Raw genomic sequence first — 21,877 nt, forward strand, 5'->3', positions numbered from 1 at the left:
ACATGATAAAAACACTTGTAATAGGTGACCCAATCGAACATTCTCTTTCTCCTGCTATGCAGAACGAAGCTTTTAATCATACAGGAATAAAAGGTTATTATGATAAAAAACGAGTTGTTCCAGATGAACTACAAGGTTTTGTTCAATCATTGCGAGATAGTGAGTATGCAGGATGTAATGTAACGATTCCGCATAAAGTGGCAATCATTCCTTTTTTAGATGAGATTGATGCTGAGGCAAAAAGGATTGGTGCAGTAAATACTATAGTAAACAAAAATGGACATCTTGTAGGGTACAATACAGATGGAATAGGTTTTTTACTTGGATTAAAAGAAAAAATTTCCCGTCCCATAAATGAGCTGAATATACTCTTGATTGGTGCAGGTGGAGCTGCAAGATCGATCGCTTATGCTCTATTAAAAGAAGAACCAAAACAATTATCTGTGGCGAATCGAACAACAGAACGCCTGGTGAAATTATTAAATGACTTAGGGAATCCCGATATTGAAGCATTGACGCTGAAGGAAGCAGAAACTTTGCTTTGTAATTTCGATGTCCTCATTAATACTACAAATGCGGGCATGCATCCTGATCTGGATTCAGTACCGTTAAAGCTAAATCATTTAAAAGATAATGCCGTTGTTTCTGATATTGTTTATAACCCTTTACAGACAAAATGGCTGCAGGAAGCAGAAGAAAAAGGCGCAGTAACGGATAATGGGGTGTCAATGCTCGTCATGCAAGGTGCCATGGCTTTTGAAAAATGGACAGGCACTTTCCCGGATACAGAGAAAATGAAACAAACCGTTTTGAAACAACTTAGGAGGTAATTATGTTAACAGGAAAACAGAAACGCTATTTACGATCAAAGGCTCATCATATCCATCCTATTTTTCAAGTAGGAAAAGGCGGGGTAAATGAGAATATGGTAAAACAAGTTGAAGAAGCTTTAGAAGCAAGAGAATTGATTAAAGTTAGCGTTCTTCAAAATTGTGAAGATGATAAACAGACAGTAGCTGGTGAATTATCTGATGGAACAAAAGCTGAATTGGTACAAGTCATCGGAAGTACAATCGTACTCTACAAAGAATCTATCAATCAAAAACGTATAGAACTCCCATAAGGAGTGATAAAAGTGGGCAAGCACATCGGATTATTCGGCGGAACATTTAATCCTCCTCACTTAGGTCATCTTATAATTGCTCAAGAAGCATGTAAGCAATTAAAACTGGATGAAGTTTGGTGGATGCCGGTTTCTAAGCCTCCGCATAAGAATAAAGTAAATGAAGTTACAGATCAGCATCGTATTCGAATGGTGGAGAAGACTATTGGAAACAATAATCAATTTTCCCTTTCATTGCTTGAATTTGAAAGAAGCGGTCCTTCATATACTATTGATACAATGCGTCTTCTAAAAGATAAATACCCAGACACTGATTTTACATTTATTATGGGCGGTGACATGGTTCATTCTTTAGATACCTGGCATCAAATTGATCTTCTTAAGGATATGGTTCAATTTGCAGGTGTAGGAAGAGAGAATTACCCTGTAGATGATCATTGGGAGAAATATAACGTCAAACATGTTGAAGTACCGCACATAGCGATTTCATCCACTTACATCCGTTCAAAATGTAAAAAAAATGAGAATATAAGATATTATCTTACCGATGATGTTTGGAGTTTTATAAAGGAGAACCGGCTTTATGAATAAAAAGGAAGCGTTGGAGATTGTCAGACCGAAATTGACAGATCATCGTTACGTTCATACTTTAGGTGTATTAGAGGTGAGCGTAATGTTGGCTGAAAAATATGGTGCTGATGTTAAAAAGGCAGAAATGGCTGCCATTTTCCATGATTATGCCAAGTTTCGACCTAAGGAAGAAATGAGACAAATCGTAAAGGAAGAAAGTCTTCCAGAGGATCTTCTTTATTATGGAACAGAACTTCTTCACGCACCTGTTGGAGCTTGTTTAGTAAAAAAAGAAGCAGGAATAGATGATGAAGAGATTCTAAGAGCTATTTATTATCATACAACGGGTAATGTAAATATGAGCCTTTTAGAAAAAATCATTTTCCTAGCAGATTATATTGAACCAAATCGTCATTTTTCAGGTGTAGAAGAAGTTAGAGAAGCTGCAATATTAGATTTAGATAAAGCTTGTTTAATGGCAGTAAGAAATACGATCCAATTTTTAATAAGGCAAAACCAGAAAATATACCCGTTATCAATTGCCGCTTATAATGCACTTATGGATGAAGTAAACAAAAAGAAATAGGAGGAGTGCTCTGGATGAAGATAAAAGAATTAATGGAATTGGTTGTAAAAACAGCAGATGACAAAAGAGCAGAAAATATTGTTGTTTTAGATATGGAGGGTATTTCCCTCGTTGCGGATTATTTTATGATCTGTCATGGTAATTCAGAAAAGCAAGTACAGGCAATTGCAAAAGAAATTAAAGAAATAGCGCTTGAAAATAACGTTCAAGTACGCAGGATGGAAGGGTATGACCATGCACGCTGGGTGTTAATTGACTTAGGCGGAGTAGTTGCTCATGTCTTTCATCGTGAAGAACGAAGCTACTACAATTTAGAAAAATTATGGGGTGACGCATCTTCGGTAGATGTAGATTCAATTGTTGCACCACAACAAAACCTATAATGAGCTACAATCAATTTGCCTATCTTTATGATCAGCTCATGGAAGATGCGCCATATTCCAAGTGGCTGTCTTTTATTAAATCTGCATCCAAAAATTATTGTTTAAACGCAAAACGATTATTAGATGTAGGCTGCGGAACAGGCTCATTAAGCGTTCTTTTAGGAAAAGAAGGCTATGAAGTAACTGGTGTAGATCTATCCGCAGATATGCTGACAGTAGCAAAAGAAAAAGCAGATAATGAAAATGTTGCACTCTCACTTTTTCAGCAGGATATGAGAGAACTAGAAGGACTTGGACAGTTTGATATTATTACCATTCTATGTGATTCTCTTAATTATATTTTGACCGAGGAAGATGTGAAGAAGGTATTTGATTCAGCTAACCAACATTTGCGTCCCGAAGGACTATTACTATTTGATGTTCATTCTATACATAAAATCCATCATATTTTTATGGGCAATACATTTGGAAGCAATGATGATCATCTATCATATATATGGCAGTGTTATGAAGGTGAATTAGAAAACAGCGTTGAACACGATCTGTCTTTTTTTATCCAATCTGGTGATTGTTACGAACGTTATGATGAATTACATACACAAAGAACTTTTGCTGTTGAAAAATATACTGCATGGCTTGAAGAATGTAACTTTCAAGTGCTGAGTATCACCGGCGATTTTAAAGATGAAGCTCTGGCAAACGATGCTGAGAGAATTTTATTTGCTGCCCAAAAAATGAAGTAAGCATAAGGCATCTGCCTATGCTTCTTTTTTATGGCTCTTTTCTAGAAGATTGTTGTTTTTAGTTCATTTTCGCAATGAGACTTCATTGATAAGTTGATTGGCGGAAAGGTGTGAGTTAACCCTCGGGGAAAGCGAGTACGTGTGAGCGGAAATCAACCACTTCTAAGAACGTAATGGTTACGATGACAGCCCTATTATTTGACTGCTTTTTTATTCCTATGAAGAAAGAAGAAGTGTACGTTACAATAGTATTAATAATCTTTCAATAGATGGACTTTATATGAAAAAGGGCGTGAGAAAATGCTAAAAGACCCGTTACTTAAACATCAAATCTTAGAAACCATTATTGACAGCGCTTACGAATGGATTGTAGTCGTAGATCATGAAGGTTATGTACAATATATGAATAAAACTTATTGTGAGTTTTTAGGCGAAGATCCTGCAAAAGTTATTGGAAAACACGTCACAAATGTAATTGAAAATACGAGAATGCATAAAGCAGTGCTGCAAGGAAAAGTTGAGATTGCTGATCTGCAGTTTATCCGTGGTAATTATATGATTGCAAACAGAATTCCTATTATGTTTGAGGGCAATGTTATAGGCGCAGTTGGAACGGTTATTTTTCGAGACACAGAACAATGGAAGAAAATGAATTCACATATTAAAGCATTGCTTCATGAGTTGAACTTCTATAAAAAAGAATGGCATGTTGTTAATGGTGCTACTTACACATTAAATGATTTTGCAGGAAATTCTGATGAAGTTTTACGAATTAAAGATCGGGTAAAAAACATTGCAAGCGGTGATTTGACTGTCTTGATTAGAGGAGAAAGCGGGACCGGCAAAGAATTATTAGCGCATAGCATCCATCAGCTAAGTGAAAGAAGTGCTAAACCATTTATAAAAATAAATTGTGGAGCCGTTCCAGAACATCTTTTTGAATCTGAGTTATTTGGTTACTCGGAGGGAGCTTTTACAGGTGCGAAAAAAGGAGGGAAGCCTGGAAAGTTCCAATTAGCCGATGGTGGTACATTGTTTTTAGATGAGATTGGTGATTTGCCGCAAAATATGCAGATTAAACTTCTCCGTGTTTTGCAAGAAAAAGAAATAGAACCGGTTGGTGCGATTCATTCAAAGAAAATAAACGTAAGGGTAATCGCTGCTACTAACCGGCCGTTAGAGGAGCTCATTAAGGAAAATCGGTTCCGGGAAGACTTATTTTACCGCATCAATGTTCTGCAAATTCATGTTCCGCCAATACGGGAGCGGAAAGAAGACATCTGGCCGTTGGCAGAGAGGTTTATCGAATCAATATGTGCGGAAACAGGCAAGCGGATAATAAGAGTCGATCAAGATGTTAAAGATGCATTTTTGACCTATGATTGGCCGGGGAATGTCAGGGAATTGAAAAATTTTGTGGAGGCGGCACTGCAATTGACCCTTAGTGATCAAATTTCATTAAATGCTTTTCCTGACTTTTTATCAGAAAAGCTTCAAGTTGATGACTCTTCAAAGACATTAAAGGAATATGTACAAGAAACAGAAAGAAAAGTAATCTTGAGTCAACTAAAAAAGTTAAATGGAGACGTAATGGCAGTTGCGGATGTGCTTGGCATAGGGAAAACCAATTTGTATGATAAGATAAAAAAATATAACATAAAGAACTGAATATGGTTTTCCGAAAAAACGGAATACGATTCCGTTTTTTCGGAATTATTTATTTCATGTATAGATAAACTCTTAAGAATGCATAAAGTCACATATTTAACTTTATTAAGTTTATTATTCCGATTTTTCGGAAAACTAATATTTTTATTTGTATTTATGATGCATATTTAAACTTGGCATGAATCTTGCAAACTATTTAGTTGAATGGTTATTTTCGAAAGGAGGTACATTATTAAAATTGTAAGCGCTTTAAATAGTGAGGTGTGATTTCCAAAAGAGGTGCACAATTTTAATAGTCGTGACTGCAGTAAATAAAAAGTAGGGGGAATAAAATTGGACATTATTATTATTTTATTAGCATTGTTTTTCTTAATGTTTGTTGCTTATCGCGGATTTAGTGTCATACTGTTCGCACCAATCGCAGCACTTTTTGCAGTGTTGTTAACAGAGCCCGGTCATGTGCTTCCGTTTTTCTCAGGAGTATTCATGGAGAAAATGGTCGGATTTATTAAACTATATTTCCCGGTTTTCTTACTTGGTGCAATTTTTGGTAAGGTAATCGAGATGTCAGGTTTTGCTAAGTCTATTACTCAATTTGTAATCAAATTGATCGGCCCAAGCAGAGCGATGCTTGCAATTGTTCTAGTAGGAGCAATTCTTACTTATGGAGGAGTTTCACTATTTGTTGTTGCGTTCGCACTTTATCCGTTTGCGGCAGAATTGTTCAGATTAGCTGATATTCCAAAAAGACTTATTCCAGGAACTATCGCGTTGGGTGCCTTTACTTTTACAATGGACGCTTTTCCGGGAAGTCCTCAAATTCAAAATATCATTCCAACATCTTTCTTCGGCACGACAACTTGGGCTGCGCCATGGCTTGGTTTTATTGGCGGACTATTCGTCTTTATTATCGGAATGGTTTATTTAGAGTGGAGACGAAGAACGGCTAAAGCAAAAGGTGAAGGATATGGAACAGATCATATCAATGAACCTGAAAAAATCGAATCAGAAAAACTTCCAAATGCATTTGTTGCAATCTTGCCCCTGATCTTAGTAGGTGTTTTCAATAAATGGTTTACAGTTCTTATTCCAAAATATTATGGAACTACGTTTGATTTTTCTGCAATCGGCATGAAAACTGTACCTCCCATTCAAATACCTGCACTTGCTGCAGTATGGGCTGTAGAAGGTGCATTGCTTATCGGTATTGTAACGGTTCTATTATTCTCATTTGGAAGAATCCGCAAAAACTTTAACAAAGGGATTAACTTATCGATTGGCGGAGCATTGCTTGCCACTTTAAATACGGCTTCAGAATATGGTTTTGGCGGAGTAATTGCTGCTCTACCAGGTTTTACAGCTGTAAATGGTGCTATGTCCCATACAATCAAAAATCCGCTTGTAAACGAAGCGATTACAACAACGACTTTAGCAGGTATTACAGGTTCTGCATCAGGCGGTATGAGTATTGCATTAGCTACAATGAGCGAACAATATATAGCACAGGCAGATAAGCTTGGAATCAGCCCTGAAGTGCTTCACAGAGTTGCATCTATGGCCAGCGGCGGGATGGATACACTTCCGCATAATGGAGCAGTTATTACGCTTTTAGCTGTTACAGGACTGACACATAAACAATCCTATATCGATATTTTTGCGATGACACTCATTAAGACACTTGCTGTTTTCGTCATTATCGCTCTGTATTATATGACGGGAATCGTATAAAACTGGATTAGAATTGGAGTGGATGAGCGTGAAGTCTTTTGTTCAAGATAAAGTTGTTTTCATAACAGGTGCAGCGAGTGGGATTGGCCTCGAGCTTGCAAGAGAGTATGCCAAAAATGGGGCAAAAGTTGTCATCAGTGATCTTAATCGGGATAAAGCAGAGGAAGCAGCAAATTCATTGCAAAAAACCGGAAGTACAGTACTCGGTTTGGGATGCAACGTTACGAATGAAGATGAGTTGAAAGCAGCATTGGATGAGACGCTGAAAACATTTAATCGTATCGATGTGCTAATAAATAATGCGGGATTACAATATGTTTCCCCTTTAGAAGAGTTTCCTACTGAAAAGTTTCAGCAGCTGATAAGCGTGATGCTGACAGCGCCATTTATTGCTACTAAACACGTATTTCCCATCATGAAAAAGCAAGGTTTTGGCCGCATAATCAACATGGCTTCGATTAATGGATTGGTCGGATTTGCTGGAAAATCTGCTTATAACAGCGCGAAGCATGGCGTTATTGGCTTAACTAAGGTTGCTGCATTGGAAGGTGCAGAGCATGGCATTACTGTAAATGCTGTCTGCCCAGGTTATGTTGACACTCCGCTTGTTAGGGGACAATTAGAAGACTTAGCAAAAACTCGTAATGTTGAACTTGAAAAAGTGCTAGAAGAAGTGATCTATCCACTCGTCCCCCAAAAACGTTTATTGGATGTTCAAGAGATTGCGGATTATACCATCTTTTTATCTAGTGACAAAGCAAAAGGTGTTACGGGGCAAGCGATTGTAATTGACGGCGGATATGTAGCTCAATAAATAATCAAATTCAGACATGTTTTCATTGACAAACACTATATTTAGTGTCAAATTTATTAATATAAAACTATATATAGAGAATTCAGGTGCCGGTATTTTTCCGGCTTAAAAGGGAATTCGGTTTAAAACCGAAGCTGTCCCCGCAACTGTGATTGTGGACGAAATGGATTTGCCACTGTACAGAATGGCTATAACTAATGGCTGCTGTATGGGAAGGCCCAGAGTAGGAAGAAGCAAGAGCCAGTAGACCTGCCTGATTCTTCTATTTTCTTTTCCTCGGGGATTGGGAGAAAGAACGGCACAACAGTATTGGTTATTGTTGTTTATTAAACGTTCTTAACCCTCTTCCTGAAGAAGAGGGTTTTTTATTTTTAGGTTCTGTTAAACATCGTTGTTGAAAAGGCAAAGAGAATCAGCGAAACTCGTGCGGAAAAACGGGCTGCCGAGACCCCGCAGGAGGTACACCGAGGAGGCTTGGCGGTTCGTCCGCGGAAAGAGAGTGGTTTTTCTGATTTCCAAGGATTATCAACACTTTCAATTAACAGATCTTATTTTTAATAAGGAGTGGTAACAATGGAAACAGTTATTAAAAGATCTACACACGGGGAATGGTTGAGAAATTGTATAGGAGAATTTACAGAACTGAATGGAGATGACTTTTTAAAAAGAGCTGAAGAGTTTGAAAAAAAGAATAATGATGATCAATCACTAAATAATATTTTGATAATGGAGGCTCTAAGCCAGTTAAATGCTCAGGAGCCAGATTGGACGTTTGTAGCATCTCGTTTATATTTGAAACAGCTGTATAATGAAGCCAAAAAGAATAGAAACGGAAATATTGTTGAGAGCCCATATTCAAATCTTTATGGTCTCCTGCAACAATTAGTGAATCTCCAAATTTATGATAAATCTCTTTTAAACTCTTATTCAATTTCAGAAATTGAAGAAGCAGAAAAATGGATCGAGCCTGAAAGAGACAACTTGTTTACATATATTGGGTTAAAAACGCTATCCGATCGTTACTTAGCAAAAGGGTTTAACCATGAACTTTATGAACTCCCGCAAGAACGGTGGATGGTTATCTCTCTTTTTTTGATGAAGGATGAAGATACTCATTTTAGGATGGAACGAGTAAAAGAAGCCTATTGGGCGTTATCCAATCTTTATATGACGGTCGCAACTCCAACACTAGCGAATGCTGGAAAAAGCTATGGACAGCTTAGCTCGTGTTTTATAGATACCATTGACGATAGTTTAAGAGGGATCTTTGATTCAAATACAGATGCGGCTACAGTATCTAAAGGCGGAGGGGGACTTGGGATTTACCTCGGTAAAATCCGCTCTAGAGGTTCTGATATAAGAGGTTTTAAAGGCAATTCTTCAGGAGTTATTCCCTGGATGAAACAACTAAACAATACTGCAGTTTCTGTTGATCAGCTCGGTCAGAGACAAGGTGCAATTGCAGTTTATCTTGATGTTTGGCATCAAGATATCTTTGAGTTTTTAGATGCAAAATTAAACAACGGTGATGAAAGAATGAGAACACATGACCTTTTTACGGGGATTTGTGTACCGGATCTTTTTATGGAGCATGTTGAGAAAAGATTAGATTGGTATCTTTTTGATCCCCATGAGGTTAGGAAGATCAAAGGATATTCGTTAGAAGACTTCTACGATGATGAAAAGGGAGAAGGAAAGTTCAGAAAGAAATATTTTGAATGTGTTAAGGATGAAAGAATTTCCAAAAAAACGGTACCAGCGATTGAAATCATGAAGAGAGTCATGAAATCTCAACTGGAAACAGGTACACCATTCATGTTCTATCGGGATACTGTAAATCGCCTAAATCCAAATCCTCATGCAGGGATGATCTATGCATCAAATTTGTGCACAGAAATCATGCAAAATATGTCTCCAACCATCGTGCAATCTGAGGAAACGGTTGATGGTGAAATAATCATAAGAAAGACTCCGGGTGACTTTGTCGTCTGTAACTTATCTTCCCTTTCACTTTCGAAAGTCGTAACAGATAATGTGCTGAAAAAAGTGATTGATATTCAAATTAGAATGTTAGATAACGTCATAGATTTAAATCGTATTGACGTTCCCCAAGCGGTTGTAACCAATAAAAAGTACAGAGCAATAGGCGTTGGGACATTCGGGTGGCATCATCTCCTGGCCAACAAAGGAATCAAATGGGAAAGTGAGGAAGCGGTAGAATTTGCAGATGAGCTATATGAGCAAATTAATTATTATGTAATTAGTGCGAGTAACGAGCTTGCTGTAGAAAAAGGAAAATACCCTGTGTTCTCAGAATCTGACTGGGAGTCTGGAGATTATTTCTTAAAGCGGGGATATCAATCTAAAAAATGGAATCAATTGAATGAGCAGGTAAGAAAAAACGGAATAAGAAATGGCTATCTTATTGCGGTTGCGCCAAATTCATCTACTTCAATTATTGCCAATTCAACACCGAGTATAGATCCGATCTTTAAGAAATTTTATTCTGAAGAAAAAAAGAATTACAAGATTCCAGTAACAGCTCCTGATTTAAACGCAGAAACAACATGGTACTACAAATCTGCATTTCAAGTGGATCAAAAGTGGAGTATTTTACAAAATGCAGCCAGACAGAGGCATGTAGATCAATCGATTTCATTTAATCTTTATGTACACAATCATATTAAAGCGAAAGAACTGCTCGAACTGCACATGCTCAGTTTTCAAAAAGGGCTTAAAACAACGTATTACACGAGATCGACTTCAATAGAACTAGAAGGATGTGAAAGTTGTGAAAGTTAAAGAGCAAGAAAGGCTGCAAGAAAGAAAGATATATGATGTAGATGCACCAAATGCTTCCACTGGGGTTATTAATGGGAGAAGCTCAAACATTTTAAATTGGGATGATGTTCGGCATACATGGGCATACCCGCTATATAAAAACATGCTCGCCAACTTTTGGACACCTTTTGAAATCAATATGTCCAGTGACAGCAAGCAGTATAATCTTCTATCAGATAAAGAAAAAGATACGTTTAATAAAATAATAGGTTTGCTTGCTTTTTTAGACAGTGTCCAAACGGATTATTCCAGCAGGGTGGCAGCGTATTTAACAGATTCAAGTCTTTCAGCACTTATGTCAACTCTTTCCTTTCAAGAAGTCGTTCATAATCAGTCATATTCGTATGTCCTGTCTTCATTAGTTCCGAAAAGACTGCAGGATGAGATTTTTGAGTATTGGAAAACAGATCCAGTGCTGCGTGAACGAAATGATTTTATAGCAGATGGGTATGAAACATTTGTTCAAAATCCAACTCCAGAAACATTTTTGAAATCGATCATCTATGATGTTATTTTAGAAGGCTTAAATTTTTACTCAGGATTTAGCTTCTTTTATAATTTGGCGAGAAATCAAAAAATGGTATCTACTTCAACGATGATTAACTATATTAATAGGGATGAACAGCTGCATGTTTATCTGTTTTGCCAAATTTTCAAAGCCGTATTAGAAGAGTTTCCACACCTTAATAATAAAGATCTCTTAAAATTTGCTAAAGAAACTTTTCAAAAAGCAGCAGAATTAGAGATGAAATGGAGCAGATATATTATCGGGGATTCATTTGAAGGAATAAATGAAACGGATTTGGAATCATATATTAAGTTCATGGCTAACAAAAGGCTGAACGAACTCGGATTTGAAAAAATCTATCCAGAAAATACAATAAATCCTCTTCCATGGATAAAGGCATATTCTGATGTGAATTCAGGAAAAAGCGATTTCTTTGAGCAGAAATCGAGACAATATACTAAAGTATCTGATGAAAATGGGTTTGATGAACTATAAAAAGCCGGGAATTACTCTCCGGCTTTTTTTTCGTGGTTTATTATAATAGACCTATGGATTATTTTAATTCTTCTTTCATCTCAAATTGCTGATTAACCTTTTCGCACTCTTCATGATATTTTTCGTGTGTTCTTTGAATTACGTGATCAAATACTTCACCGATTTCATCACTTAAAATCTTAATGCCTTCTCCGGTAATACCACCTTTTACACAAACTTTTTGTATCAATGATGGTAAAGTATAAACTTCTTTCTCCAGAAGTTTCCCCATTCCAATAATCATTTCACTAGCAAGCTGAGTAGCTTGTGCTTTAGTGATATCAGTTTGTTCTACTGCACTATCAATGAAGCATTGCAGCACATAACCCATAAAAGCAGGTCCGCAGCTGGCGATATCAGAAGAAATTCGCGTAATATTTTCATCAATAATAAGCGGTGTGGATATATGAGCCATTAATGAAAGTAATTTTTCCCTGTAGTCAGGGTGGCACTTTTTCCCGAATGAAATTAGTGATGATCCAGCTAATGCCCGGTTGTTGATACTCGGAATAGCCCTTGCAATATTGCAGTCTAGTAACTCTTCAAGCTGGTCACAAGAGATTGGACTGGTAATGGACACAATTAATTGATGCTTTGAAATATAGTTTTGATTTAAAGTCAGCAAAGAATAAAATTCATGAGGTTTTACACAAATAAACACAATATCAGCAAATCGAAAAACGTCTTCAGTTGTACTACCTACCTTTATCTTTGGATAGGCATTTTGCAGCCTTTCCGCTTTGGACAGGGTGCGGTTAGTAACCATCATTCTCGATGGTGAAACGGCTGAAGATTCGATGAAAGAAGCAACTAATACTCCTCCCATGTTTCCTGTGCCGATAATTCCGATCTTCATACCTCAACCTCCTTCCTCTACCTTAAAATCTATGCTCTTTAAAACATGTTTATGATTTGTGGTGATTCCATTTTCATTAAAGGAGAAAATATTCATGGAAAAGATAACGAAACATTTGAAATGGATTAGTGCAACAGGAATGTTCATCGTCTTAACAATTATTATTTTGTTATTCTTCATTAATCAAGATCAGTCTGAAGAACAGTATTTAAACGCTCAATTACCTGAACCTATATCTGCAGAAGAAAGTACACCGAAAGAAAAAAAGGAAAAAGAGAGTATAAAATCAATTATGATCGATGTTCAAGGGAGTGTCGAAAAGCCGGGTGTTTATAAAATGCATGAAGGGGACCGTGTTATCCATGCGATTCAGAAAGCAGGAGGTTTTTTATCAGACGCAGAAATACGGTCGGTTAACCAAGCACAAAAAATTTCTGATGAGATGGTTATTTATGTGGCAAAGAAAGGTGAAAATTACAGCAGTCAAACTCAAACAAAAAGTAAAGAAGAAACGAAAATCAACATTAATACGGCAGATGCAGCAATGCTGCAAGAATTAAGCGGTGTAGGACCTTCAAAAGCTGAAAGTATCATTTCATATCGGGAAGAAAAGGGTCCCTTCACTTCGATTGACCAGTTATTAGAGGTAAGAGGAATCGGCGAAAAAACGATTGAAGAATGGAAGGATAAAATTGTGCTGCAATGATAGTTTTGGTTGACCCGCTTTTTATGTGAGTCTACACTTAAGATAAATATAGAGGAGGCGGTACGTGTTGAAACGCATTTCTTGGAATGAATATTTTATGGCGCAATGTCAGTTACTTGCTTTACGCAGTACTTGTACACGTTTAGCAGTAGGTGCAACCATTGTCAGGGATAAGCGAATTATCGCCGGAGGATATAATGGATCGATTTCAGGGGGAGTTCATTGTATTGATGAAGGCTGCTACGTAATTGATGGGCATTGTGTCAGAACAATCCATGCAGAAATGAATGCTTTGCTGCAGTGTGCTAAGTTTGGGGTGCCGACAGAGGGTGCTGAAATGTATGTAACACATTTCCCATGTTTACACTGCTGCCGCTCAATTATTCAAAGTGGCATTAAGAAAATCTATTATGGTGAGGATTATAAAAATCACCCTTATAGTATTGAACAGTTTAACCAAGCAGGGGTAAGTATTGAAAAAGTTGAAATGAAATTGCCACCTTCTGCTTTTATAACAGCCTCTTCATGATCGCAAGGTTTGCGGTCCTTTGCGCACTTTCTGCTTTAAATGGAGTATGGTTAGCAAAAAAGCTGTCGATAACCGGGGTTATAGTGACCGTAATTCTGGTTATCGTTTTGATTTTACAATTAAAAAGAAATTCATTTTCTATAATTCTGTTTCTGCCTCTCTTCTTTTTCTACTCCGATTTATACGATAATTGGAACACTTCTAAACTGAATCCCAACCAAACGGACTTCCGCGGAATCATTCAATCAATTCCTGATATAGACGGTAAAATCTTGAGTTTTCATTTTGAAATTCTTGGAGAAAATACATTGGTTCGTTATAAACTGAACTCAGAATCCGAGAAAAAATCCTTTATAAAGAATTTAAAATTCAATATGATTTGTACGATGACAGGCACATTAACAGAGCCAAAACCGAAAAGCGGTTTTTACGGTATGGACTATCCAGCATATTTACATAGGCAAAAGATATATTGGACGCTGGAGCCATCTGTTTTTAAGATACAGAATTGCAAAACGAGGAGTAATCACGACTTCGTTTCAAGTATCAAAACTTGGCGCAGCAATGGGATAAAAAAGTTGGAAAAATCCTTTTCACCTAATACTGCAGGACTTATGAACGCTCTTATTTTTGGATATAGAAAAGGAATTGAAACGGAGACACTCGAATCCTATCAACGATTGGGGCTGACACATCTTCTGGCCGTTTCAGGATTCAATGTTGGTATTGTTTCTTATTTCCTTTATTTGATTTTTGTGAGAATAGGGATCATAAAAGAAGCAGCCCATTTTTTGATTATTGGCCTTCTGCCGGTGTATGTCATTATTACCGGCGGTGAAAGCTCTATCGTACGTGCTGGTATTATGGGGATCCTCTTTTATCTTTTTATTATATTTGGTAAAAAACTAGATCCCGCAATCATTTTATCCTTCGTTTGTATCGTTATGCTTTTATTTGATCCTTCTCTCGCCTTTGATTTAGGATTTCAGCTATCCTTTTTAATGACATTCATATTAATCACTTCCATCTCATTTCTCACTTCTAATTCTTTTCTTGTCCTGTTGTTTACAACCTCATGTATGTGTTCATTCTTTTCGTTTCCAATTATCATATATAACTTTTACGAATTTTCATTATGGTCCATTCCGCTAAACATCCTTTATATTCCCCTTGTTTCTTTTGTCCTTTTTCCCGTTTCAGTTCTCGTTTTTTTATTAGTAGTTTTACTGCCTGGTCCTATAGGGTTAATTACATATCCTGTGGAGTTCTTATTCGAACATACTGCTTCATTTTTGAATTTATTTCAAGGGATATTTGGATCGGTGCTGTTTGGGAAACCATCTTTGTACATTGTAGTTCTTTATTTTGCTGCATTGATTTATTTGTTTTATAAATGGGAAAAAGAGCAGTTTCATATCAAATTCACATTGCCGTTTATCATCGTTTTAATCTTACAAACTATCCTTCCGTATCTAAACCCTGCTGCTTCTGTTTCGTTTATTAATGTGGGTCAGGGAGATAGCATATTAATCGAGCTGCCGTTTCGAAAAGGAGTATATCTGATTGATACGGGCGGAACGATTTCCTTTGAAAGAGAAGAGTGGGAAAAGCCAAAAGAAGAGTTTGATGTTACCAAGAAAATTGTCATTCCTTATTTGAAGGCGAGAGGAATAAAAAAACTGGATGGATTAATTTTAAGTCATGGAGATATGGACCATGCAGGAGGAGCTCCGTTGTTGTTAGGAAAGGTTCCAATTGATTATGTTTTAATGCCGAATAATATACCGAATGAACTTGAAATACAAATACAAGCTAAAGCAAAGCGTGAAGGAATAAAAGTTCAATACTTAAATAGCGGTGTTCATTGGGAAAGAAATGGCACAAAGTTTTATGTCATGCATCCGAGCTATAGAGAATTATCTTCTAATAATCAATCCGTTATACTTTGGACCCAGATCTACCGCACAACACTATTGTTTACGGGGGATATAGAGAAAGAAGGAGAGAAAGAGTTATTGTTAAAATATGGGTCTGTCCAAGCTGATGTTTTGAAAGTAGCGCATCACGGCAGTAAAACATCCTCCACGGCCACTTTTATTGAAAAAGTCTCTCCAAAATATGGAGTAGTTTCGGTAGGAGAAAATAATATATACGGTCATCCGAATGATGAGGTATTGCAGAGACTCAAACTTAAAAAGGTAAAATTATACCGGACAGACCAAAACGGAGACATTTTATTTACAATTAACAAAAATGGTCTAGACGTTTTTACAGCCAAGTAACGACAAATTAAAAAAGAACCGTAAATTCGGCTCTTTTTTATGTATTATGCAATAGCTTTCAGGATGATTCCGATGGCGAAAATAACAGTAAAAAATCCAAAAGAAACGATAAAACCCATTCCGGAATCAATTAGGTCGTTACGCTTGCTTTGCACATCTTTTTCAAAATGGTTCATGTGGCAACCCTCCTAATCCATACTTAGTATACGTTATCACTTTTAAAAAATCCATACTGAAAATGCTTTCTTTTTCATCATTTTATCAAAAATGTACCAATATTGCTAAACGATGTCACCGATAATGAACGGCCGCATAGGATATCCTAACTAAAGCTAACGAAAAGACATAAGTCTTTGGAGTTAGTGTTTATCATAAATGAAGGAGCAGGCATTATGCCCTGTTCCTTCTTTTGCTTGCAAAAGATCAATGTTCCTCATAGGATTAAAGGAGAGGTGAAAAAAGTGCTTACGATTGATGCATTAAAAAAGAATATAAAAAACAAAAAAGTATCGTCCATTTATCTGATATGGGGAACAGAGTTGTATCTCGCAGAAGAAGCTGTTAAATCTATTTCATCATTACTTGCTCCGGATGAGAGAGACTTTAATTTAAGCATACATAATTTAGATGAAATTTCAGTACAGGAAGTTATGGAAGATGCAGAAACTATGCCTTTTTTAGGTGATCGGCGCATAGTAATTATGAAAAACGCATCTTTTTTGACAGCAGCGAAAGATAAAGGGAAAATTGAGCATGATTTGAACATGTTCGAGCAATACATTCAAAACCCAGCAGATTATTCGATACTCGTCATCGTTGTACCGTATGAAAAACTTGATGAGAGAAAGAAAATTGTGAAACAGCTGAAATCTCAAGCTGAAATTATTCAAGTTTCCCAACTAAGCAATGAAACTGCAGAGAAATGGCTGCAAAAAGAAGCAGAACAGGCAGGGATTTCAATTCAAAAAGATGCGGTTGAACTGTTGCTGTCTAGATTAGGCGCTAAACTAGGGATACTAGCAAAAGAATTAGAAAAAATGATTTTATATGTGGGCCCGAATGGTATGATTACTAAGGAAACTGTGGATGAACTTGTCGCAAGAACGTTAGAAGATGATGTTTTTGGATTAGTCGATCATGTGGTGCATAAACGAACTGAACAAGCTTTGCGCAGCTTTTACGATCTAATGAAACAAAACCAGGAACCAATCCAAATACATGCATTAATTACAAGACAATTCCGTATTATAAATGGGGTTAAAGAGCTGCAGAAGAAGGGTTACGGAGAAAAGCAAATTGCTTCAGCGCTAAAACTTCACCCATATGCAGTGAAATTAGCAGCACAACATGCAAAACAATTCGATGAAGCTTTCTTGAGAAACTATTTGTCTGAGTTCGCAGATACAGACTATAAAATGAAAACAGGTCAAATGGATAAAACGTTATTATTAGAAATGGAAATCATAAAATTATCACAAGGTTATCAGGTTAGTTCTTTAATATAAAGAACTGATCTTTTTTTGTGTTTGTTAATTGATAAGCGGCGAATCTCGTCGTCAGTTTTGTTTTTGCGGTACTCAAGTATGATGAATACGTTCCGTTCCTCAAAACTTCACTTCCTCGACCTTCTTGCCTCTAAATTAACAACTATTTGAAGTGATAAGCGGCGAATCTCGTCGTCAGTTTTGTTTTTGCGGTACTCAAGTATGATGAATACGTTCCGTTCCTCAAAACTTCACTTCCTCGACCTTCTTGCTTTTAAATTAACAACTATTTGGATTGATAAGCGGCGAATCTCGTCGTCAGTTTTGTTTTTACGGTACTCAAGTATGTTGAATAGAATCGTCTCTTTAATGATAGTCGAATTTTGACGGTTCGTGATTATTTGGAGAAAACGTGTGGATTATAAAACAAAGTCTGTAACAAACAGTCATTTTTAAAAAAACTCTCATTAACTTTTCGATTGAATGAGAGTTTTTCATCTTTTTAGACAAAAATAAAAAACGACCTAATTTATGTAAGGCCGTTTTTCCGGTTTCATCCTAAAATTTATGCATTAATACCGTTTAAAGCCTTAGCAAGACGAGACTTTTGACGAGAAGCTGCATTTTTATGGATAAGTCCCTTGTTTGCTGCTTTGTCGATTTTCTTAGAAGCAGTAACATAAGCTGTTTGTGCACCTTCTGCATTGTTTGAAGCAACTTGAGCTTCAAAGTTTTTAACTGCAGTACGCATGCCGGACTTAAGTGAAGCGTTGTGAGCACGACGCTTTTCATTCGTTTTTACACGTTTAATCGCTGATTTAATATTAGCCAATCCATTCACCTCCCTAAATGAACCATGATGCAACAGATGGTACCCGTTGCAAAAAATAGGACACAAAGTATTCTATCAAAACCACCTTTTAATTGCAATACAAGAATGAAAAGCAATAGTTGAGGCAAAAATACATTTTAAAGGACGGTGGTAGTTTATGGATAAAGATTTAGATCTTCAGGCATATTCTGTCAGAACGGATTTAGCGGTTGAAGCGCACGATATGCTCGTTAAAGAAGATGAAACAGTCAATAGAAGTTCACTTGAAGGTGTTATCATACGTGAGGTGAATCGTGAAGGCATCAAATGTGTAAGAATGGAGATCGACAAAAAAGGAGCAGAGACCACCGGGAAAAAAGAAGGTCTTTATATTACATTTGAGGTTCAGGGAATACGCGAAAAAGATTCTAAGTTGCAGGAAACCGTACAGAAGATTTTTGCAAACGAATTTTATAAATTTTTACAAGAACAAGGTGTAAAACAAGAAGATACGTGTTTGATAGTAGGTTTGGGAAACTGGAACGTTACACCAGATTCATTAGGTCCGCTTGTTGTCGAGAATATTACCATTACAAAGCATTTGTTTGATCTAGCTCCGGAAAATGTAGAAGAAGGTTTCAGGCCAGTCTGTGCTATTTCACCCGGAGTAATGGGGATAACAGGGATTGAAACGAGTGATATTATCGATGGTATTGTAAAGAGGGTACAGCCTGATTTTGTTATAGCCATCGACGCCTTAGCTTCTAGGTCTATTGAAAGAGTCAACACGACGATTCAAGTTTCAAATACTGGAATCCATCCAGGATCGGGTGTGGGGAATAAACGAAAAGAATTGAGCAAAGAAACGTTAGGAATTCCTGTTATATCAATCGGTATACCAACTGTGGTTGATGCAGCAACAATCACCAGTGATACAATCGACTTTATTCTGAAACATTTTGGACGTGAAATGAAGGAAAAAGATAAACCGTCAAAAGCGCTAGTCCCGTCAGGAATGACTTTCGGGGAGAAAAAAGTACTGACAGATGAGGATTTGCCTGAAGAAGATCATAAAAAGTCATTCTTAGGAATTGTTGGTGTTCTTGAACATGATGAAAAATTAAGATTAATTCGGGAAGTACTCGCACCGATTGGACATAATTTAATGGTTACTCCAAAAGAAGTAGATGTGTTCATTGAAGATATGGCCAACGTAATCGCAAATGGATTAAATACTGCATTACACGGACAGATTGATCAATCAAATACATCATCCTATACCCATTAGATAAATGTGTCATGAATGGACAAGCTTATGCATAAATTTGAATAGGAAATCCTCGGTTCATTAAGGAGGAAATAAGTTGACGAAATTTATGTTAAAGTGTTTTGGACTAGTTGCCTTGCTTTTGTTCGGTGTTTTATTAGGGATTCAAAAAACACATTTTGAAATGAATGAATTAAAAGGATCGACGGATATTGGTTTTGTTGAATCAATTAATCAAAATAATGCGGAAGACCAGAAATATGCAAAACCTTTGTATTCAAGTCACGATTTGAAAACAAAACAAGAAACTCTGGCTAAAGTTGATTCGTTCAATGTCTTTTCGGCTCTTGGAAAGAAATTAACAGCATCTATATCTTCGGTTTTTAGTGTGATGATATCCGTGTTAGGTACCGTCATACAAGGAATGTTAAGTGTGTTTTCTCCATAAGAACCTTTATGAGGCTATGTCCTTGAAGGTTCTTTTTATGTTGTGATTGAAAGAGATTCCTTGTATTGCTATAATCAAAGCTAGTGACTTTTCCTAAAATTGTAGGAGTGAACGTAGAATGAATAGAGAAGATAAATTAAAAAGACAATCGAAAATACGGAACTTTTCCATTATCGCACATATTGATCACGGAAAATCAACACTAGCTGACCGTATTTTAGAAGAAACAAGTGCATTAACTAAACGTGAAATGAAAGAGCAATTACTGGACTCAATGGATCTTGAACGTGAACGGGGTATTACCATAAAATTAAACGCTGTTCAGCTTCAATATAAAGCAAAAGATGGGGAAGTTTACACGTTCCATCTTATCGATACACCTGGACACGTCGATTTTACATACGAAGTTTCCAGAAGTTTAGCAGCATGTGAAGGTGCGCTTCTTATCGTAGATGCTGCTCAAGGGATCGAAGCTCAAACATTAGCAAACGTTTATTTAGCATTAGAAAATAACCTGGAAATTTTGCCTGTCATCAACAAGATTGATTTGCCAAGTGCTGAGCCAGAACGTGTTCGACAAGAAGTTGAAGACGTTATTGGACTCGATGCATCTGAGGCAGTTCTGGCTTCTGCTAAAGCAGGAATAGGGATTGTTGATATTTTGGAACAGATCGTAGAAAAGGTTCCTGCTCCAGCAGGTGACCCGGATGGTCCGCTCCAAGCGTTAATTTTTGATTCCTTATACGATCCATACAGAGGTGTTGTAACTTATATTCGAGTTGCTGAAGGTACTGTGAAGATCGGCGACAAAATCAAGATGATGGCAACTGGGAAAGAGTTTGAAGTACTTGAACTTGGTGTATTTACACCAAAAGCCGTTCAAAAAGACTTCTTAACTGTCGGTGATGTAGGTTATTTAACAGCATCTATTAAAAATGTAGGCGATACTCAGGTTGGTGATACAATCACTAGCAGTGTGAAGGGAGCAGCTACTCCACTTCCAGGGTATAGAAAAATGAACCCGATGGTATATTGCGGGCTTTATCCCGTAGATACTGCCAAATATAATGATTTGCGTGAAGCTTTAGAAAGATTAGTACTGAATGATTCAGCACTTCAATTTGAGCCGGAAACTTCACAAGCGCTTGGATTCGGTTTCCGCTGCGGATTTCTTGGTTTGCTGCATATGGAAATTATCCAAGAGCGTATTGAGCGTGAATTCAATATTGACCTTATCGCAACGGCACCAAGTGTTATTTATAATGTTACAATGACAGATGGCGAAAAAATTGTAGTTGATAACCCGGCGAATATGCCAGAGGCACAAAGAATCAGTGTAGTTGAAGAGCCTTATGTAAAAGCATCAATCATGACACCAAATGATTATGTAGGTACGATCATGGAGATTTGTCAAAAGAAACGCGGTATCTTCCTTACTATGGATTATTTGGAAAACAATCGAGTAAATGTTCTATATGAGATACCTTTATCTGAGATTGTTTATGATTTCTTTGATCAATTGAAATCCAGCACAAAAGGCTATGCTTCTCTCGATTACGAGTTAATCGGATATAAACCGTCTAAGCTTGTTAAGATGGAGATATTACTGAACAATGAAAAAATCGATGCTCTTTCAGTGATTGTTCATAAAGACTTTGCTTATGAGCGCGGTAAAGTAGTTGTAGAAAAACTAAAAGAACTTATTCCTCGTCAACAATTCGAAGTTCCGATTCAAGCGGCGTTGGGACAAAAAATTGTAGCAAGGTCTAACATTAAAGCGTTAAGAAAAAATGTTTTGGCGAAGTGTTACGGTGGTGACATTTCCCGTAAACGTAAATTGTTAGATAAACAAAAAGAGGGTAAGAAAAGAATGAAGACAATCGGTCGTGTCGATGTTCCACAAGAAGCATTTATGGCCGTTCTTCGTATGGACGACACAAACAAATAATTCAAACTAGAAAAGACCGCAATGGCTAACTGCGGTCTTTCCTAATGT

At 36.9% G+C, this 21,877-nt stretch carries 21 protein-coding genes and 1 riboswitch; of the genes, 18 read left to right on the top strand and 3 right to left on the bottom strand.

The genetic code is table 11. The annotated features are described in order from the left end of the window. Positions 1–2: 2 nt before the first annotated feature. From aroE to RGB74_RS07260, 11 genes are all read left to right on the top strand, one after another. On the top strand, positions 3–830 hold the full coding sequence (gene aroE, locus RGB74_RS07210) for a shikimate dehydrogenase (protein ID WP_310762312.1): 828 nt from the start codon (positions 3–5) through the stop codon (positions 828–830). 2 nt (positions 831–832) lie between these two features. Then, complete coding sequence (gene yhbY / locus RGB74_RS07215) at positions 833–1,123, top strand: ribosome assembly RNA-binding protein YhbY (protein WP_310762313.1); 291 nt, start codon at positions 833–835, stop codon at positions 1,121–1,123. Positions 1,124–1,135: 12 nt separating this feature from the next. Further along, on the top strand, positions 1,136–1,714 hold the full coding sequence (locus tag RGB74_RS07220) for a nicotinate-nucleotide adenylyltransferase (RefSeq protein WP_310762314.1): 579 nt from the start codon (positions 1,136–1,138) through the stop codon (positions 1,712–1,714). Continuing rightward, complete coding sequence (gene yqeK / locus RGB74_RS07225) at positions 1,707–2,279, top strand: bis(5'-nucleosyl)-tetraphosphatase (symmetrical) YqeK (protein WP_310762315.1); 573 nt, start codon at positions 1,707–1,709, stop codon at positions 2,277–2,279. Before RGB74_RS07220 ends, yqeK begins: the two co-directional genes overlap by 8 nt. A gap of 14 nt (positions 2,280–2,293) precedes the next feature. Then, the gene (gene rsfS / locus RGB74_RS07230) at positions 2,294–2,662 is read left to right on the top strand and encodes a ribosome silencing factor (RefSeq protein WP_310762316.1); all 369 of its coding nucleotides are present in this window, start codon (positions 2,294–2,296) and stop codon (positions 2,660–2,662) included. Then, positions 2,662–3,405 carry a class I SAM-dependent DNA methyltransferase gene (locus RGB74_RS07235; RefSeq protein WP_310762317.1) on the top strand — a complete coding sequence of 248 codons (744 nt, stop codon included), beginning with the start codon at positions 2,662–2,664 and terminating at the stop codon, positions 3,403–3,405. Before rsfS ends, RGB74_RS07235 begins: the two co-directional genes overlap by 1 nt. 300 nt (positions 3,406–3,705) lie before the next feature. After that, on the top strand, positions 3,706–5,073 hold the full coding sequence (locus RGB74_RS07240; RefSeq protein ID WP_310762318.1) for a sigma-54 interaction domain-containing protein: 1,368 nt from the start codon (positions 3,706–3,708) through the stop codon (positions 5,071–5,073). Between the two features lie 333 nt (positions 5,074–5,406). Continuing rightward, a complete protein-coding gene (locus RGB74_RS07245; RefSeq protein ID WP_310762319.1) occupies positions 5,407–6,801 on the top strand; it encodes a GntP family permease in 1,395 nt (464 codons plus the stop codon). A 22-nt stretch (positions 6,802–6,823) separates the two neighbouring features. Then, positions 6,824–7,615 (top strand): 3-hydroxybutyrate dehydrogenase, encoded by a 792-nt coding sequence (locus RGB74_RS07250; RefSeq protein WP_310762320.1) that lies wholly within the window; start codon positions 6,824–6,826, stop codon positions 7,613–7,615. A gap of 67 nt (positions 7,616–7,682) precedes the next feature. Beyond that, positions 7,683–7,887: riboswitch (cobalamin riboswitch) on the top strand. Between the two features lie 301 nt (positions 7,888–8,188). After that, complete coding sequence (locus tag RGB74_RS07255; RefSeq protein ID WP_310762321.1) at positions 8,189–10,417, top strand: ribonucleoside-diphosphate reductase subunit alpha; 2,229 nt, start codon at positions 8,189–8,191, stop codon at positions 10,415–10,417. Next, complete coding sequence (locus RGB74_RS07260) at positions 10,407–11,459, top strand: ribonucleotide-diphosphate reductase subunit beta (protein WP_310762322.1); 1,053 nt, start codon at positions 10,407–10,409, stop codon at positions 11,457–11,459. The genes RGB74_RS07255 and RGB74_RS07260 overlap by 11 nt, the downstream gene beginning before the upstream one ends. Before the next feature lie 58 nt (positions 11,460–11,517). Here RGB74_RS07260 and comER read toward each other — a convergent pair whose 3' ends face one another. Then, on the bottom strand, positions 11,518–12,354 hold the full coding sequence (gene comER / locus RGB74_RS07265; protein ID WP_310762323.1) for a late competence protein ComER: 837 nt from the start codon (positions 12,352–12,354) through the stop codon (positions 11,518–11,520). A gap of 94 nt (positions 12,355–12,448) precedes the next feature. Between comER and RGB74_RS07270 the strand changes: the two genes are divergently transcribed. The 3 genes from RGB74_RS07270 to RGB74_RS07280 all read left to right on the top strand — a co-directional run bounded on the left by RGB74_RS07270 (position 12,449) and on the right by RGB74_RS07280 (position 15,871). Next, positions 12,449–13,060 (top strand): helix-hairpin-helix domain-containing protein, encoded by a 612-nt coding sequence (locus tag RGB74_RS07270; protein WP_310762324.1) that lies wholly within the window; start codon positions 12,449–12,451, stop codon positions 13,058–13,060. Positions 13,061–13,127: 67 nt separating this feature from the next. Further along, positions 13,128–13,589 carry a ComE operon protein 2 gene (locus RGB74_RS07275; RefSeq protein WP_310762814.1) on the top strand — a complete coding sequence of 154 codons (462 nt, stop codon included), beginning with the start codon at positions 13,128–13,130 and terminating at the stop codon, positions 13,587–13,589. Next, entirely contained in the window at positions 13,586–15,871 is a 2,286-nt protein-coding gene (locus RGB74_RS07280; RefSeq protein WP_310762325.1) for a DNA internalization-related competence protein ComEC/Rec2, read from the top strand. The genes RGB74_RS07275 and RGB74_RS07280 overlap by 4 nt, the downstream gene beginning before the upstream one ends. Positions 15,872–15,915: 44 nt before the next feature. Here the strand turns inward: RGB74_RS07280 and RGB74_RS07285 are convergent, their stop codons facing one another. Continuing rightward, complete coding sequence (locus RGB74_RS07285) at positions 15,916–16,047, bottom strand: YqzM family protein (RefSeq protein WP_310258100.1); 132 nt, start codon at positions 16,045–16,047, stop codon at positions 15,916–15,918. A 285-nt stretch (positions 16,048–16,332) separates the two neighbouring features. Here RGB74_RS07285 and holA point away from each other — a divergent pair, with 285 nt between their 5' ends. Continuing rightward, positions 16,333–17,376 carry a DNA polymerase III subunit delta gene (gene holA, locus RGB74_RS07290; protein WP_310762326.1) on the top strand — a complete coding sequence of 348 codons (1,044 nt, stop codon included), beginning with the start codon at positions 16,333–16,335 and terminating at the stop codon, positions 17,374–17,376. A gap of 544 nt (positions 17,377–17,920) precedes the next feature. On the opposite strand, the gene rpsT is transcribed toward holA, so the two are convergent. After that, on the bottom strand, positions 17,921–18,187 hold the full coding sequence (gene rpsT, locus RGB74_RS07295) for a 30S ribosomal protein S20 (protein ID WP_310258097.1): 267 nt from the start codon (positions 18,185–18,187) through the stop codon (positions 17,921–17,923). A 157-nt stretch (positions 18,188–18,344) separates the two neighbouring features. On the opposite strand from rpsT, the gene gpr reads away from it, so the two are divergent. The 3 genes from gpr (at position 18,345) to lepA (ending at position 21,829) form a co-directional block, all read left to right on the top strand. Next, entirely contained in the window at positions 18,345–19,454 is a 1,110-nt protein-coding gene (gene gpr / locus RGB74_RS07300) for a GPR endopeptidase (RefSeq protein ID WP_310762327.1), read from the top strand. Positions 19,455–19,530: 76 nt separating this feature from the next. Next, the gene (locus RGB74_RS07305; protein WP_310762328.1) at positions 19,531–19,881 is read left to right on the top strand and encodes a DUF3679 domain-containing protein; all 351 of its coding nucleotides are present in this window, start codon (positions 19,531–19,533) and stop codon (positions 19,879–19,881) included. Between the two features lie 118 nt (positions 19,882–19,999). Then, positions 20,000–21,829 (top strand): translation elongation factor 4, encoded by a 1,830-nt coding sequence (lepA, locus tag RGB74_RS07310; RefSeq protein WP_310762329.1) that lies wholly within the window; start codon positions 20,000–20,002, stop codon positions 21,827–21,829. Positions 21,830–21,877 lie beyond the last annotated feature (48 nt).

This window comes from Bacillus sp. NEB1478 (assembly GCF_031582965.1).
In the GTDB taxonomy this organism is placed as follows: domain Bacteria; phylum Bacillota; class Bacilli; order Bacillales; family Fictibacillaceae; genus Fictibacillus.